This is a genomic window from Halobellus rufus, assembly GCF_000739575.1.
In the GTDB taxonomy this organism is placed as follows: Archaea; Halobacteriota; Halobacteria; order Halobacteriales; family Haloferacaceae; genus Haloquadratum; species Haloquadratum rufum.
Map to the genome: position 1 here is coordinate 19,162 of NZ_BBJO01000002.1, position 14,525 is coordinate 33,686.

A 14,525-nucleotide genomic window follows, 5' to 3' on the forward strand; every position below is an offset into this window, starting at 1 on the left:
GGGCGATCGACGATGATCGACGGTCCGCCGTTCGCCGCCGCCTGCTCGCGGCCGACTCCCGAAGTCGGCACCGAGAGCGACGGCGAGGCGAACGCGCGGCCAGTCGACGAGACGACTCCTGCGAACACCGCTCCGCGACGGCGGCCGATCGCGTTCGGGGGTAACCACCGACGCCGACGCGCGCCGGCCACGTCGCCGTGGGGCGTACGAATCGAGCGACGACCGATCCAGCGACAACAGCGAATCACACGACACACCAGCAACCGATGAACGACACAGTACCCAGATATCTCAGACAGACCATCGCCGCGCTCGTGGCCGTCTCGATCGTCCTCTCGGTCTTCGGACCGGTGGGGACGGTGGCGGCGGACCCGAGCGTGTCAGTCCAGCAGTCCGCAGACAGCACGACAGTCTCACCCGGTGACACGGTCACCTTCACGACCGAGTTAGCCGTTTCCGAACTCAACGCCCCGCAGTTGCAGTCGACGATCCCCGACGGCTGGGAGATCGAATCGCAGTCGGCCGACGGCCCGGTGGCGTACAACGACGGCACGTGGACGTGGCTCGCCGGCGACGACGACGGCGTCGACGTGAGTTACACCGTCGAGTACACCGTGAGCGTCCCCGACGACGCCGACCCCGGAGACTACGCGGTCGGCGTCGAGGGGTCGGCTCTCGCCCCCGGCGGCGAGCGAACGGCCGAGACGGACTCGACGACGATCACCGTCGAAGCGCCCGACCAGAACCAGGCCCCCTCGGCCTCGTTCGATGTGAGTCCCGCCTCGCCAGACGTCGGTGAGGAAGTCAGCCTCGACGCCTCCGGCTCCAGCGACGCAGACGGCTCGATCGTGAGCTACGAGTGGGACTTCGACGGCGACGGAACGGTCGATGCGACCGGATCCTCGCCCACGGCCGCGCACACGTACGACTCGGCCGACGACTACACCGTGGAACTGACAGTTATCGACGACGACGGCGCGACCGACACGGCCACCGAGACGATAACGGTCAGCCAGGCGCCGCAGCCCGATCCGGCGGAGTTCCAGCTGTCGGCACTCGACGTGGAGTCGCCGGTCGAACAGGGGACCGACGCCGCGGTGACGGCGACGGTCGAGAACGTCGGCGGCGAGTCCGGCACGCAGACTGTCGCGCTCGACGTCGACGGCAGCGAGGTCGACAGTCAGTCCGTCACGATCGACGGCGACTCGAGCCAGCAGGTGAGCTTCGACGTCGACACCAGCGGCCTCTCGGTGGGCGATCACGACGTGACGCTCTCGACCGACGACGACAGCGCGAGCGCGACGCTCACCGTGAACGAAGCGCCGCCGGACAACCAGCCCCCGTCCGCTGCGTTCGACGTCTCCCCCGCAGATCCGGAGACGGACGAGACGGTGACCTTCGACGCGGCGGCGTCGAGCGACGCGGACGGCTCGATCGCCTCCTACGAGTGGGACTTCGGCGACGGCGAGACGGCGACCGGTGAGACGGCCACGCACTCGTACGAAACTGCCGGCGACTACACGGTCGAACTGACCGTCACCGACGACGACGGCGCGACCGACACGGCCACCGAGACGGTGACGGTCGCTGCGCCGTCGGAGCCCGGTCCCGAGCAGTCGACGGCGGTGTCGCTGTCGCCCGACGAAGACCTCGTCGCCGTGAACGGCTCGACCACGTTCGACGTGGTCGTCGAGAACGCCGACGGCGGCGTCGGCGCGTACAGCCTCGGCGTCTCCGTCGACGACGCGTCGGCCGCGGCGATCACCGACCTCTCTGTCGACGACGGCGCGCTCTCGGACGTCGAAGTCGCCGGGGACGGGAGTTCGGCGAGCGCCGACGTGGCACTGCTCGACACCGACGACACCGGTCCCGTGACCGTCGCGACAGTGACTGTCGACGGCGAAGCCGACGGCACGACCGATCTCGCGCTCGACGTGTCCAGCCTCGGCACCGAATCCGGCGACGCGTACGAGGTCACGGAGACCAACGGCGCGACGCTGACCGTCTCCGAGCTCGTCGTCGGCGCGTCCGACCAGCCCGCCCAGGACCTCGACGACGACGGCGTCTACGAGGACGTCAACGGCGACGGCACCGTCGACGAGCTGGACGTCCAACTCCTGTTCGCCGAGCGGAACGGCGACGTCGTGCAGGGCTCGCCCGACGCGTTCGACTTCAACGGCGACGGCGAGTTCGACATCCTCGACGTGCAGAGCCTCTACTACGAGGAGGTCGCCTGATCGACGATGGCCGCGACCACGACCCGGTCTCGCAGTCGCTGTGCGGCGTGCGCACTCGCACTCGTCGTGCTCCTCGCCGCGGCGGTCGGCGTCGCGGCCGCCGCCGACACGACTGACCTCGGCGTCGCCCCGCACACAGACAACGTAGCGCCCGGAGACACGACGGAAGTCGACGTCGTCGTCGAGAGCGCCGACGGCGGCGTCGGCGCGATCAACGCGTCTGTCACGCTGTCGGACCCCGAGGTCGCCACCGTCGCCGACGTGACGATCCACGGCGATCCCCGGCTCGAAAACGTGACCGACCACGACGACGGCGTCGAGATAAGCGCGGCTCTCGCGGACACCGAGGACACCGGGCGCGTGACGATCCTCACCCTCGTCCTCCGCGGCGAGGCTTCCGGTCAGACTGCAATCGACGTGAACGCGCGTGCGCTCGGCGACGAAGGCGGAAACGCCTACACCGTCGCCGGAATCGAGCGTCCCACGGTGACGGTCGCCGACGGGTCCGACGGCAGCGGGTCGGACGGATCGAGTCGCTCGTCCGACGGGTCGGATGCGGGCGCGTCGTCGTCCGGAGAGTCCGACAGTGCGGAGTCGCTGTCCGGTGAACCACCCGGTGATGACGGTGAGAACGACGATACAGACGCGCCGACCGCCGACGAGTCGGGAGAGACGAAGACCGTCGACACCGGGGAGCCCACACCCGGCAACGTCGTTGGCGATGGCGGGATCGAAACCTCGCTCGGGGGTGGACCGTTGGCCCAATACGGTCCTGTCGGCGCACTCGGCGTAGTCGCGATCGGTGCGATCGTGATCTACCGCTTCCGTTGAAGGCGTCTGCCCCTCTTCGTCTTCTTTCGGGGACCGTTCGGATGTCCGGTTTTATCACCTCGTAGTACAATAGCCGCATATGACTTCCGACGACATCCGATCCGGATTAGGGGTGTCGTCGGCACGCGGGATCACGATCATCTACGCCGTGGTGAGCGCCGCTTGGATCCTGTTCTCCGATCGATTGCTGGCGGCAATGGTCGCCGACCCCGCCCTCTACACCCAGTTGCAAACCGGAAAGGGCTGGGCGTTCGTCGGGGTCACCTCGGGGCTGATCTACGTCCTCATCTCCCGGCGCGAGGCCGAATTGGCCGAACAGAACGACCAGTTGGAGCGGGCGCTCCAGCAGATCTCGATCCTGCACCGGATCCTCCGGCACAACCTGCGGAACTCCTGTAACGTCGTGAAGGGATACGTCGAGGTCCTGAAACAGCGCGGAGACGGCGAGAACGAGGAAGTCGCAACGATCATCGAGACGCACGTCGACGAACTGGTGCGGTTGAGCGAGAAATCGTACCTGCTCCGCGATATCGTTCTCGACGACAGCGACTCGGTCCAGTCCGTCGATCTCCCGTCGCTCATCGACGCCCGGGTCCGCGCGTTCGAGTCCGAACACCCGGATTCGGACGTCGACTTCGAGGTGGATCTCCCGGAGGAGTGCCTCGTTCGCGCCCACGCCCGCTTTGCCGACGCTGTCGACGAACTGTTCGAGAACGCGATCAAACACAACGACGCCGAGCGACCGACGATCCGCGTCTCGATGGGTTCGGAGACCGACGAGACGGTCGACCTCGACATCGCGGACAACGGCCCGGGGATCCCCGACATCGAACGGGCGGTCGTCGAGGAGGGAGAGGAGAAGCCGCTGTTTCACTCCCAGGGCATCGGCCTCTGGGTCGCGCGGGCGGCGGTCGTCGAGTCCGGCGGCGAGATCCGGTTCGTCGACAACGAGCCTCGCGGCTCCGTCGCCCGGATCACGCTTCCGAGGGCCTCGGCGAACTGACTCCGATTCGGCGTCGGCCGCCGCGTAAGCGTGAGTTTATAGGTGATCGAGGGGGGACAGAGCGTATGGAACTCTTCGGAACCGCCGGGATCCGCGGCTCGGCCCGCGAACGGGTGACGCCGGAACTCGCGCTCGCCGTCGGACGGGCGGTGGGCGCTGACGCCGTCGAATCCGCGGGGACGGGCGCCGCAGGGGACAGCGACGCCGGCGCCGCTGTCGTCGTCGGCCGGGACGGGCGGACGACGGGACCGGCGCTCGCGGCGGCGGTCGAGGCGGGGGTCGAATCCGCTGGCGCTGACGTCCGCCGCGTCGGCGTCGTGCCCACGCCGGCGCTGGCGTTCGCCTCGCAGGGCCGATTCGGGGTGATGCTCACCGCCTCGCACAATCCCCCGACGGACAACGGGATCAAGGTGTTCGTCGACGGCGAGGAGTACGACCGCGAGCGAGAGCGGGGCGTCGAACGCCGGGTCGAAGCAGGGGACGGCCCTGTCCGCTGGGACGCGTGGGGGGCGGCAGAGTCGCTCGACGTGCTCTCGCCGTACCGCGCGTCGGTCGTCGACTACGCCGAGTCCCACGGCGCGGACGCGACGGGGCTGGACGTCGCCGTCGACCTCGGCAACGGGATGGGCGCGCTCGGGACGCCGCAGGTCCTCCGCGAACTCGGCGCGCGCGTGGTCACGCTCAACGGACAGGTGGACGGCCACTTCCCCGGTCGGGAGTCGAAGCCGACGCCGGAGACGCTGGCGGACCTCCGGGCGTTCGTCGCCGACGGCGCGTTCGAGTTCGGAATCGGGCACGACGGCGACGCCGACCGCATCGTCGTCGTCGACGCCGACGGCGACGTCGTCCACGAGGACACCGTCGTCGCGATCCTCGCGTCTCACTTCGTCCGCGCGTCCGAGACCGACGACCCGGTGGTCGTCACGACGCCGAACGCCTCGGGACGGATCGACGAGCGCGTTCGCGACGCGGGCGGTCGCGTCGAGCGCGTTCGCCTCGGCGCGCTGCACGAGGGCATCGCCTCGGCGCGAGCGGGCGGCGGCGACGTCGTCTTCGCCGCCGAGCCGTGGAAGCACGTCCACCCCGCCCACGGCGGCTGGATCGACGGCATCGCCTCGGCGGCCGTGCTGACCCGACTCGTCGCGAGCGAGGGGCTCGACGGGCTTCGAGCGCCGGTCACCGAGCGGCCGTATCGAAAGGTGAGCGTCGAGTGCCCGGACGATCGGAAGGGCGAGGCGATGGAGCGACTGGCGAGGACGCTTCCCGAGGCCTACCCGGACGCGGGCGTCGACACCGAGTACGGCGTCCGACTGGAGTTCGAGGACGGCTCGTGGACGCTGGTTCGACCCTCCGGAACGGAGCCGTACGTCCGCGTCTACGCCGAGTCCGACGACGTCGACGCGTTCGTCGCCGAAGTGACGGACGTCGTCGAGGCGGCGGTCGCGGCCGTCCAAGACTGACCATCGTCCCGCGTCTGTCTCCGTCTGCGACTGCGGGCTCCGCCGACGGCCGTGGACCGAACGGCGCGAGGGGCTCGATCGCCCCACCATCGACCCCTATCGGATGCCTGTCCACTTTTCGGAGGCAGTAACTGGAGTGCACGGCTCGAAGCGACGATTTTATGCACATCTCCCTACCCACTGTTCTATAGGTGTCCACAGCTATGGATAGACGTACCTTCGTGAAGGCGACGGGTGTCGCGGGAATTGCCGGACTGGCGGGCTGCAGTGGGGGCCCCACCGGCGGCGGCGACGGATCCGGCGACAGCTCCGGCGATTCGAGCGGCGACGGCTCCGGCGACTCCGGGAGCGACGAGACGACCACGGCCGGGAGCAGCGGCCCGGCGGCCAACGTCGGCATGGTCTACGCGACGGGCGGCCTCGGCGACGGGTCGTTCAACGACCAGGCCCAGCAGGGCGCGCTGCAGGCCGAGGAGGAACTGGGCATCTCGTTCAACGAGGCCCAGCCCGACGAGGTCTCGCAGTTCAGCTCCTTCCAGCAGCAGTTCGCCGAGTCGACTGATCCGAACTACGACCTCGTCTGCTGTATCGGCTTCCTGCAGACGGACGCGCTCTCGGAGAACGCGGAGTCGTACCCCGACCAGAACTTCATGCTCGTCGACTCCGTGGTCGAAGCGTCGAACGTCGACAACTACGTGTTCGCCGAACACGAGGGCTCGTACCTCGCGGGACTGATGGCCAGCCTGCTCACGACGCGGGACTTCTCGGCCGGTGCGGGGTCGACGGCGGGCGACTCGACGAACCTCGGATTCGTCGGCGGCGTCGAGTCCGACCTGATCCAGAAGTTCGAGGCCGGCTTCGTCGCCGGCGCGCAGGCCGGAAGCGACGACGTCGACGTCAGCACGAACTACACGGGCAGCTTCAACGACCCCGCCGCGGGGAAGGAGGCGGCCACCGCGATGTACAACAGCGGCGCTGACATCGTCTACCACGCGGCCGGTAACACCGGGACCGGCGTCTTCCAGGCGGCGCAGGAGCAGGAGAAGTTCGCCATCGGCGTCGACCGCGACCAGTCGGTGACGAAGCCCTCCTACAGCGACGTCATCCTCGCGAGTATGGTCAAGCGCGTCGACACGGCCGTCTACAACTCCATCGAGTCGGTCGTCGAGGGCGACTTCGAGGGCGGCGACATCATCGAACTCGGCCTCGACCAGAACGGCGTCGAACTCGTCTGGGGCGATCAGCTCGGCTCGGAGATCCCCGACGACGTCGCCGAGGAAGTCGCGACCGCCCGCGAGGAGATCATCGCGGGCGACATCGACGTCCCGGACTCGCCGGAGTAACGCGGTCCGCGCGACTGGCCGACCGTCGCGCTCGGAACGCCCATTCGGTCAGCGTTTCTTCACCGACTCGCGGAGTCTCGACAGCCGAGTGACGACTCAGCGACGCGATATCCAAACCTATTCGTTGATCCCCCGACCAAGGGAGAGACAGATCTATGGATACAGCCGTCCACCTCGACGGGATCACCAAACGGTTCCCGGGTGTCGTCGCCAACGACAACGTGGACCTCGCCGTCGAGCGCGGGACTGTACACGCTCTCCTCGGTGAGAACGGTGCGGGAAAGACGACGCTGATGAACGTTCTCTACGGCCTCTACGATCCGACTGCTGGCCGCGTCCTCGTCGACGGCGCTGAGCGCTCCTTCGAGTCGCCGCGGGACGCCATCGACGCCGGGATCGGGATGATCCACCAGCACTTCATGTTGGTCGATCCGATGACGGTCACGGAGAACATCACGCTCGGCAACGAGCCCAAAAAGTGGGGCGGGCTCGCGGTCGATCGGGAGGCGGCGCGGTCGGCGGTCGTCGACCTCTCGGAACGCTACGGGTTCGACGTCGATCCCGACGCGCGGATCGAGGACGTCTCAGTCGGCGAACAGCAGCGCGTCGAGATCCTGAAGGCGCTCTACCGCGGGGCCGACGTGCTCATCCTCGACGAGCCGACGGCCGTGCTCACGCCGCAGGAGGTCGAAGAGCTGTTCGAGGTGCTCGAAGAGCTGACCGCCCAGGGCAAGACGATCATCTTCATCACGCACAAGCTGGGCGAGGCGATGCGCGCGGCCGACGAGATCACGGTGCTCCGCGACGGCCGCAACGTCGGAACCGTCGATGCCGCTGAGACGACGCGCGAGGGGCTCGCAGAGCTGATGGTCGGTCGCGAGGTGCTCTTGGATGTCGACAAGCCGCCAGCGGAAACCGGCGACGTCGTCGCCGCCGCGTCCGATCTGGTCGTCGAGGACGAACGCGGCGTCCGCGCCGTCGACGGGGTCGGCTTCGAGGTGAGAGCTGGAGAGGTGTTCGGCATCGCGGGCGTCGACGGCAACGGCCAATCGGAGCTCATCGAGGCCCTGACGGGGCTTTCGACGCCGGACGGCGGCCGCATCGAGTTCCTCGGCCGAGACGTCACCGACGACTCCCGCCGCAGCCGGATCGACGACGGGATGGCGTACATCCCCGAGGACAGACAGGACCGCGGCCTCGTGATGGACTTCGACCTCGTCGAGAACGCGATCCTCGGGAGCCAACACACCGCCGAGTTCGGACCGAACGGCCGCATCGACTGGCCGCACACCCGCGAGCACGCCGAGTCGATCATCGACGAGTACGACGTTCGACCGCCGAACGCCGATTCGACCTCCGAGTCGCTCTCCGGCGGGAACCAGCAGAAGTTCATCGTGGGCCGCGAGTTCGAGCGCGACCCCGAACTCGTCGTCGCCGCGCACCCGACCCGCGGGGTCGACGTCGGATCGATCGAGTTCATCCACGAGCGGCTGTTGGAGCTCCGGAAGGAGGGCGTCGCGGTCCTGCTCGTCTCCTCGAAACTCGAGGAGGTCCAGGGCCTTTCGGACCGACTCGCCGTGATGTACGAGGGCGAGTTTATGGACGTCGTCGACCCGACGGCGACGACCGAAGAGGAACTCGGGCTGCTGATGGCCGGCGAGCGGCCCGACGCGGATTCGACCGCGACAGCCGAGACCGAGCGGGACGTCGGCGCGTCCGCCGGGGGTGAGCGCGCGTGAGCGTCCGCGACCGCGCTCGCGACGTCCTCGAACGGCTCGCGATCGCGTCGGCGACCGAACGGATCCTGATCAGCACGGCCGCGCTCGTGCTCTCGATCCTCGTCGGGGCCGTGCTCGTGCTCGTCGCCGGTCGGATGACGGCGTGTACGGCGAACGAGGCGGTCTATTACTTCGGGACCGGGTTCTGTTACGATCCCGTCCTCGTGTTCGATCGGCTGTTCCTGGGCGCGCTCGGCGACCCCTTCAGCGGCGGCTGGTCGCCCGGTGGGCAGTTCTCGATTACGCTGCGCGAGACGACGCTGCTGCTCTTTACGGGGCTGTCGGTCGCGCTGGCGTTCCGCGCGGGCATCTTCAACATCGGCACGCAGGGCCAGATGGTCGTCGGCGCGCTCGCGACCGCCCTCGGCGTCCTCTGGGTGTCGCCGCTGGTCTCCGGGGTCGTCGGCACGGTACTCCTGATCCCGTTCGGCATCCTCGTCGGCGCGGTCTTCGGCGGGCTCTACGGCGCGATCCCCGGCCTGCTCAAGGCCTACGCGGACGCCAACGAGGTCATCACGACCATCATGCTCAACTTCATCGCGACCGGGGTCACGCTGTATCTCGTCAGCGGCGTGTTCAAGGACCCGAACAGTCCGGCGAACCAGACGGTTCCGCTGCCGGAGTACGCGCAGTTCCCGGCCGTGCTCTTCGGCGGCCGGCAGGACTTCTCGCTGATCGCGCTCGCCTTCGGACTCGTCGCCATCGGCGGGCTGTACTACCTCCTCGAACACACGGCCTTCGGCTACGACGTCCGGACGAGCGGAATCCAGCCAGACGCGGCGGAGTACGGCGGCGTCGACGCCGCCAAGACGATCGTGTCGAGTCTGACCCTCTCGGGCGCGCTCGGCGGTATCGCCGGCGCGATGTACGTGATGATGGTCCTCGGGACGTTCCAGACGGGGGTTCCCGACTACGGCTTCGACGGCATCACCGTCTCGATCCTCGCCGGCAACAACCCGATCGGCGTCGGCGTCGCGGCGCTGCTCTTCGGCGTCCTCAAGAGCGGGACGACGGTCGTGCAGTTCGCGACCGACGTCCCGCCGCAACTCGTCGGCGTCCTGCGGGGGCTCATCATCCTCTTCGTCGCGATGCCGGAGTTCTTCCGGCTGATCGGAAAGCGGGTGACAGACGCGGGAGAGAAGGCCGTCGCCACCGACGGCGGCCGGCCGGGAGGTGAGTCCGATGAGTGAGGCGACGGCCGGCTCGGCCGACGCCGACGAGAGCGTGCTGGAACGCTACTCCTCGCGCGTGCTCGTCGCCGGCGTCACCCTCGCCGCGCTCGCGCTGTTTCTCGTCGGCGGGTGGTTGTTCCCCGACACCATCCTCGGGACCTTCGCGGACGTGCTCACCAGTCGGAACACGCTCTCGGCGGCGCTTCGACTCTCGGTACCGATCGCGTTCGCGGCGCTCGGCGGCATCTTCTCGGAGAAGTCCGGCGTCATCAACATCGGGCTCGAAGGGCTGCTCATCATCTCGGCGTTCACCGCGATCTACGTCACCTATCTCACGGGGAACGTCTGGATCGGCTTCGGCGGCGGCGTCGTCGCTAGCGTGCTCCTCGCGCTGCTCTTCGCGGTCGTCACGATCGAGTTCCGCGCGGATCAGATCATCGCGGGGCTCGCCGTCTGGCTCATCGCGCTCGGACTCGCGCCGTTCGCCTCGCAGGTCATCTTCGGCGGTCCCAACACGCCGACGGTCGCGACGCCCGGCGCGATCTCGGTGCCGGTGCTGGCCGACATCCCGTTCTTCGGCGCGCTGTTCTCGGCGTCCCCGTCGGTGTACCTGCTGTTCCTCGCGGTGGGGCTCTCCTGGTACGTCTTCGAGCGGACCACGTTCGGCCGCTGGGTCCGCGCCAGCGGCGAGAACCCGAAGGCGCTCGACACCGCCGGCGTGAGCGTCACGCGCGTCAGATACGCCGCGGTACTCATCTCGGGCGTGCTCTCCGGGATGGGAGGGGCGGCGCTCTCGCTGGACCTCGGGCAGTTCACCGGCAACGGCCCGACGATGGTCAACGGCAAGGGATTCATCGCCATCGTCGCGTACCTGTTCGGCAACTACAACCCGGTCGGGGCGTTCCTCTCGACGCTGCTTTTCGCCGGGCTCGACGCGATGCAGACGTACCTCCAGTTGCAGGGGATCGGCGTCCCCCGACAGCTCATTCGCATCACCCCGTTCGTCGTCGTGATCGTCGTCCTCGCGCTCGTCGGGCGCACGCGGATTCCCGAGGCCGCGGGCGACCACTACGAGTCCGGCGAGGAGTAATCGCCTCGCGGCGGCTCCGAACGGATTCCGGCTGTGCCGACCGACAGATAAAGAGTTTTCCGCACGCACGCGAGAGTCGGAACGATGAGTACCCAGGAGTACGACGTCGTCGTCGTCGGTGCGGGAACGGCGGGCTGCTACGCCGCGGCCACCGTCGCCCGCGAGGGCCTCGACGTCGCGATCGTCGAACGAAAATCCGCCGAAGAGGCGGGACACATCGCCTGTGGCGACGCGCTGAAGGGCGCTGACGCCTTCCCGGAAGCGATCCCGAAGTCCCAGATCGAGGGCGCGTTCACGAACACGGACGTCGATCACGGCCGCTTCGAGATTCCCCAGGAGGACACGGTCCTCGACATCCCCGTGCCGGGCGAGTTGGCGGTCATCGACCGCTGGGAGTACGGTCGACTCATAATCGAGGGTGCGGAGAAGGCGGGCACCGACTTCCACTACGACACCGTCGTGCAGGACGTCGTGCAGGACGACGACGGCACCGTCACGGGCGTCCGCGGCAAGTCGAACGGCGAGGTCGTCGAGTTCGAGGCCGAGGTCGTCGTCGACGGCGCGGGCTCGCTGTCGATCCTGCAGGACAAGACGGACTTCTCGAACGCCACGTTCGACACGAACGTCTCCTACTCGCAGTTCTGCTCGGCGTACCGGGAGATCGTCGAGGTCCCCGAGCCGGTCGAGTGGGACGACGCGCTGGTGTTCAAACCGACCGAGCGCGCGGCGGGCTACCTCTGGTACTTCCCGCGCACGGAGACGACGATCAACGCCGGGCTCGGCTTCCAGATGAACGAGGAGCCGATGAAGCTCGTCGAGGACCTCAAGCGGGACCTGCGAAACCGCCCCGAGTTCGAGGGCGCGGAGGTCAAAGACAAACTCGGCGCGGCGCTGCCGACGCGCCGTCCGTACGACTCGGCGGTCGCGGACGGCTTCGTCGCCGTCGGTGACGCCGCCGGCCACGTCAACCCCACCACCGGCGGCGGCATCGCCGGGGCCGCCTACGCGGGCACCTACGCCGGCCAGCAGATCGTCCACGCCATCGGCGACGGCGACGTCAGCGAGGAGTCGCTGTGGCGCTACAACGAGCGCGTGATGGACCACTTCGGCGGTCGGTACGCCGGTCTCGACGTGTACAACGTCCTCTCGACCGCCGTCGACGTCGACGACCTGATGGGCCTTCTGGCCTCGCTCCCGGGCGAGAAACTCGCGGAGGCGCTGTACTCGGGGACCACCTCCTTCGGGCCGGCGCTCGTCGCGAAGACCGCGAAGGACTCCTTCGGCTACTGGGGACAGATCCTCAACTTCTACAAGACGAAGCGTCTCGCGGACGACCTGATGGAGCACTACGCGCGCTACCCGGGCCGTCCGGAGGCGCTCGACGTCTGGCAGGAGCAGCGCGACGACCTGATGGACGACATCTACGCGGTCACCGGCGCGGATCCGAAGTACTGACCGCGAGGTTCGGCTTCGGGCCCGACGGCCGGTCTCTCTGTTACGTTATAGTCGGTTTCGATCGCTTTTCACTGCGGATCGAGGTCCACCGCGTCGGCGAGAAGTTCGTGCGATCGGAGCCCCGTCTCCGGCTCGCTGACGACGTGCTGGAGCATCACCTCGTCGACGCCGATGCGGTCGGAGAGCTGTTCGAGTAGCCCCGCCAGCGTCTCCGGACTGCCAGAGATCGCGCGCGGCCACTCGTCGTCGTCTAAGGTCGCCGGCGTGGGCTCCGGAACGCCGCCGAGTTCGTCGATCGCCTCCTCGACGGATGGGCGAGTTCCTACCTCGCCGCGTCGGAGCCGTTGATAGGAGGCCTCCGCGACCGCCCGGAGCCGCGCGGCCTCCTCGTCGGTGTCCGCGCAGATCGCGTTGAGGGCGACGATTCCCGCCGGTTCGTTGAGCCCGCCCGGACGGGACGACGCCTCGAACGCCTCGCGGTACTCCTCGAAGGCGGGAACGGCGAACTGCGGACGGATGAACGCCGCGAAGCAGTACCGCAGGCCGAGTTCGCCCGCGATCCTCGCGCTCGACGGGCTCGATCCCAACACCCACGGGACGGGCGGCTCCGCGTCCGATCGGGGGATCGTGAGATCGCTGTAGGCGTGTTCGTCCGGGAAGTCGTCGTAGAGATGCGAGACGACGGCCTCGATCTTCTCGCGGTGGTCGCCGTCGGGATCGTCCGCGTGTCGGTCGGTCCCGAGCGCCCGATCGGACGCCGGAGAGCCGTTCGCCCGACCCAGCCCGGCGTCGATGCGGCCGGGCGCGAGCGCGTCGAGCGACCCGAACTGCTCTGCGACCTTGAACGGGCTGTAGTGGTTGAGAAGCACCGCGCCAGACCCCAGTCGGATCGAGTCGGTCTCGGCGGCCAGGTGGCCGAGGAGGACTTCGGGTGTCGTCCCCGCGAGGACGTCGCCCATCCCGTGGTGCTCGGCGACCCAAAAGCGGGTGAACCCGAGCGCTTCTGCCTGCTGTGCGGCCTCGACGGTGTTGGCGTACGCCTCGGTCGCGGTGCCGCCCGCGGGGACCGGCGAGAGGTCGACGGCGGAGAGCTTCATATTCTTGTTCGGCCGCTGGGAGCCATAACGGTTGGGCTCTCCGAACGTCGCTTCCAACCCGATCGAGGGAGATACCACCTACCGTCGCAGGGAGACGGACGGGTTGTCCTCGGATTCGTCAACCGAGACGAGCCGTCGTCCGCGAGGTCGGCGAGCAGACCCCGAAGCCACTCCCGTCCGTTCTCTCCGTCGGGTGTATAGTCCACGCGGATCCGGTGACCGAGCGCATCCAGCTCCATCTCCTCGTGTTCGCCGAGCAAGCGGACGATCCGACCCCGGAACTGTCGCCGACTCCCCTCGAAGCTCGGTTGCGTGGGCACGTCGGGCGCGGTGAAGTCGCCGGTCTGGTAGGCGTGACACCACTCGCGCCACGGACAGCTCCCCTCGTCACAGCGAGGGGCCTTCCCGCAGGCGACCCCGCCGAGTTCCATAATCGCGTTGTTCCAGACGCGGGATTCGCCGGGGGGCATCAGCGCCGCGGCGACGCGCTCGAACTCGGCGTCGTCGTCTTCGACGTCGAAGGCGCGGTAGAGCACCCGCTTGACGTTGGTGTCGACGACGGCGTCCCCGTTGTTGAACGCGAACGACGCGACCGCGTTCGCGGTGTAGGGGCCGACGCCCATCAACTCGGAGAGTTCCTCGGGCGTGCGCGGGAAGTCGCCGTCGTACTCCTCGATCACCTGCCCCGCCGCCTCGTGGAGGTACTTCGCGCGGTTGTTGTACCCCAGCGAGTGATCGCTCCAGAAGGCGATCACGTCGGCGCGGTCGGCGGCCGCCAGGTCCGCGGCGGTCGGCCACTCCTCGAGGAAGTCGCGCCACGCGTCGATGACGCGGTCGAGTTGGGTCTGCTGGCTCATCACCTCCGAGACGAGGATCTCGTAGGGGTCGTCGGTCTCCCGCCAGGGGAACGCGCGGTGGTCTGACTCGTACCACGAGATCAGGGCCTCGCGGACGGCGTCGACGTCGTCCGGGTCGAGCGCCACGTCTTCTCCCTCGAACTTCGGCCCCTCGCCGTCGGTCATTACCGAGACGTAGGCCCGCCGGGATTTGTGGATTCTG

Annotated in this window: 11 protein-coding genes and 1 pseudogene; 10 read left to right on the forward strand and 2 right to left on the reverse strand. The window is 68.5% G+C overall.

Features of this window, described 5'->3' with window-relative positions:
* Positions 1–12: 12 nt before the first annotated feature.
* The 10 genes from ACP99_RS00735 to ACP99_RS00780 all read left to right on the forward strand — a co-directional run bounded on the left by ACP99_RS00735 (position 13) and on the right by ACP99_RS00780 (position 12,369).
* Entirely contained in the window at positions 13–270 is a 258-nt protein-coding gene (locus ACP99_RS00735) for a hypothetical protein (RefSeq protein WP_049984763.1), read from the forward strand.
* On the forward strand, positions 267–2,237 hold the full coding sequence (locus ACP99_RS00740; RefSeq protein ID WP_049984764.1) for a PKD domain-containing protein: 1,971 nt from the start codon (positions 267–269) through the stop codon (positions 2,235–2,237). Before ACP99_RS00735 ends, ACP99_RS00740 begins: the two co-directional genes overlap by 4 nt.
* A 6-nt stretch (positions 2,238–2,243) precedes the next feature.
* A complete protein-coding gene (locus ACP99_RS00745) occupies positions 2,244–3,068 on the forward strand; it encodes a hypothetical protein (RefSeq protein WP_049984765.1) in 825 nt (274 codons plus the stop codon).
* A 79-nt stretch (positions 3,069–3,147) separates the two neighbouring features.
* Complete coding sequence (locus ACP99_RS00750; protein WP_081927009.1) at positions 3,148–4,071, forward strand: sensor histidine kinase; 924 nt, start codon at positions 3,148–3,150, stop codon at positions 4,069–4,071.
* Between the two features lie 65 nt (positions 4,072–4,136).
* Complete coding sequence (locus ACP99_RS00755) at positions 4,137–5,531, forward strand: phosphomannomutase (protein ID WP_049984767.1); 1,395 nt, start codon at positions 4,137–4,139, stop codon at positions 5,529–5,531.
* A 203-nt stretch (positions 5,532–5,734) separates the two neighbouring features.
* Positions 5,735–6,874: a BMP family lipoprotein gene (locus tag ACP99_RS00760; protein WP_049984768.1), complete on the forward strand. Its 1,140-nt coding sequence runs from the start codon at positions 5,735–5,737 to the stop codon at positions 6,872–6,874.
* A gap of 155 nt (positions 6,875–7,029) precedes the next feature.
* Positions 7,030–8,613 (forward strand): ABC transporter ATP-binding protein, encoded by a 1,584-nt coding sequence (locus ACP99_RS00765; RefSeq protein WP_049984769.1) that lies wholly within the window; start codon positions 7,030–7,032, stop codon positions 8,611–8,613.
* Positions 8,610–9,842: an ABC transporter permease gene (locus ACP99_RS00770; RefSeq protein WP_049984770.1), complete on the forward strand. Its 1,233-nt coding sequence runs from the start codon at positions 8,610–8,612 to the stop codon at positions 9,840–9,842. Before ACP99_RS00765 ends, ACP99_RS00770 begins: the two co-directional genes overlap by 4 nt.
* The gene (locus tag ACP99_RS00775; protein WP_049984771.1) at positions 9,835–10,914 is read left to right on the forward strand and encodes an ABC transporter permease; all 1,080 of its coding nucleotides are present in this window, start codon (positions 9,835–9,837) and stop codon (positions 10,912–10,914) included. Before ACP99_RS00770 ends, ACP99_RS00775 begins: the two co-directional genes overlap by 8 nt.
* A gap of 84 nt (positions 10,915–10,998) precedes the next feature.
* Entirely contained in the window at positions 10,999–12,369 is a 1,371-nt protein-coding gene (locus tag ACP99_RS00780; RefSeq protein ID WP_049984772.1) for a geranylgeranyl reductase family protein, read from the forward strand.
* Positions 12,370–12,437: 68 nt separating this feature from the next.
* Here the strand turns inward: ACP99_RS00780 and ACP99_RS00785 are convergent, their stop codons facing one another.
* Entirely contained in the window at positions 12,438–13,466 is a 1,029-nt protein-coding gene (locus tag ACP99_RS00785) for an LLM class flavin-dependent oxidoreductase (RefSeq protein WP_049984773.1), read from the reverse strand.
* Positions 13,467–13,544: 78 nt separating this feature from the next.
* Positions 13,545–14,488 (reverse strand): annotated as a pseudogene (locus tag ACP99_RS00790) (A/G-specific adenine glycosylase).
* Positions 14,489–14,525 lie beyond the last annotated feature (37 nt).

Bases quoted from the DNA above. Each gene is read 5' to 3' on its own strand.
- ACP99_RS00735 (WP_049984763.1), top strand. From the start codon at position 13: ATGATCGACGGTCCGCCGTTCGCCGCCGCCTGCTCGCGGCCGACTCCC.
- ACP99_RS00755 (WP_049984767.1), top strand. From the start codon at position 4,137: ATGGAACTCTTCGGAACCGCCGGGATCCGCGGCTCGGCCCGCGAACGG.
- ACP99_RS00750 (WP_081927009.1), top strand. From the start codon at position 3,148: ATGACTTCCGACGACATCCGATCCGGATTAGGGGTGTCGTCGGCACGC.
- ACP99_RS00765 (WP_049984769.1), top strand. From the start codon at position 7,030: ATGGATACAGCCGTCCACCTCGACGGGATCACCAAACGGTTCCCGGGT.
- ACP99_RS00740 (WP_049984764.1), top strand. From the start codon at position 267: ATGAACGACACAGTACCCAGATATCTCAGACAGACCATCGCCGCGCTC.
- ACP99_RS00780 (WP_049984772.1), top strand. From the start codon at position 10,999: ATGAGTACCCAGGAGTACGACGTCGTCGTCGTCGGTGCGGGAACGGCG.
- ACP99_RS00745 (WP_049984765.1), top strand. From the start codon at position 2,244: ATGGCCGCGACCACGACCCGGTCTCGCAGTCGCTGTGCGGCGTGCGCA.
- ACP99_RS00785 (WP_049984773.1), bottom strand. From the start codon at position 13,466: ATGAAGCTCTCCGCCGTCGACCTCTCGCCGGTCCCCGCGGGCGGCACC.
- ACP99_RS00775 (WP_049984771.1), top strand. From the start codon at position 9,835: ATGAGTGAGGCGACGGCCGGCTCGGCCGACGCCGACGAGAGCGTGCTG.
- ACP99_RS00760 (WP_049984768.1), top strand. From the start codon at position 5,735: ATGGATAGACGTACCTTCGTGAAGGCGACGGGTGTCGCGGGAATTGCC.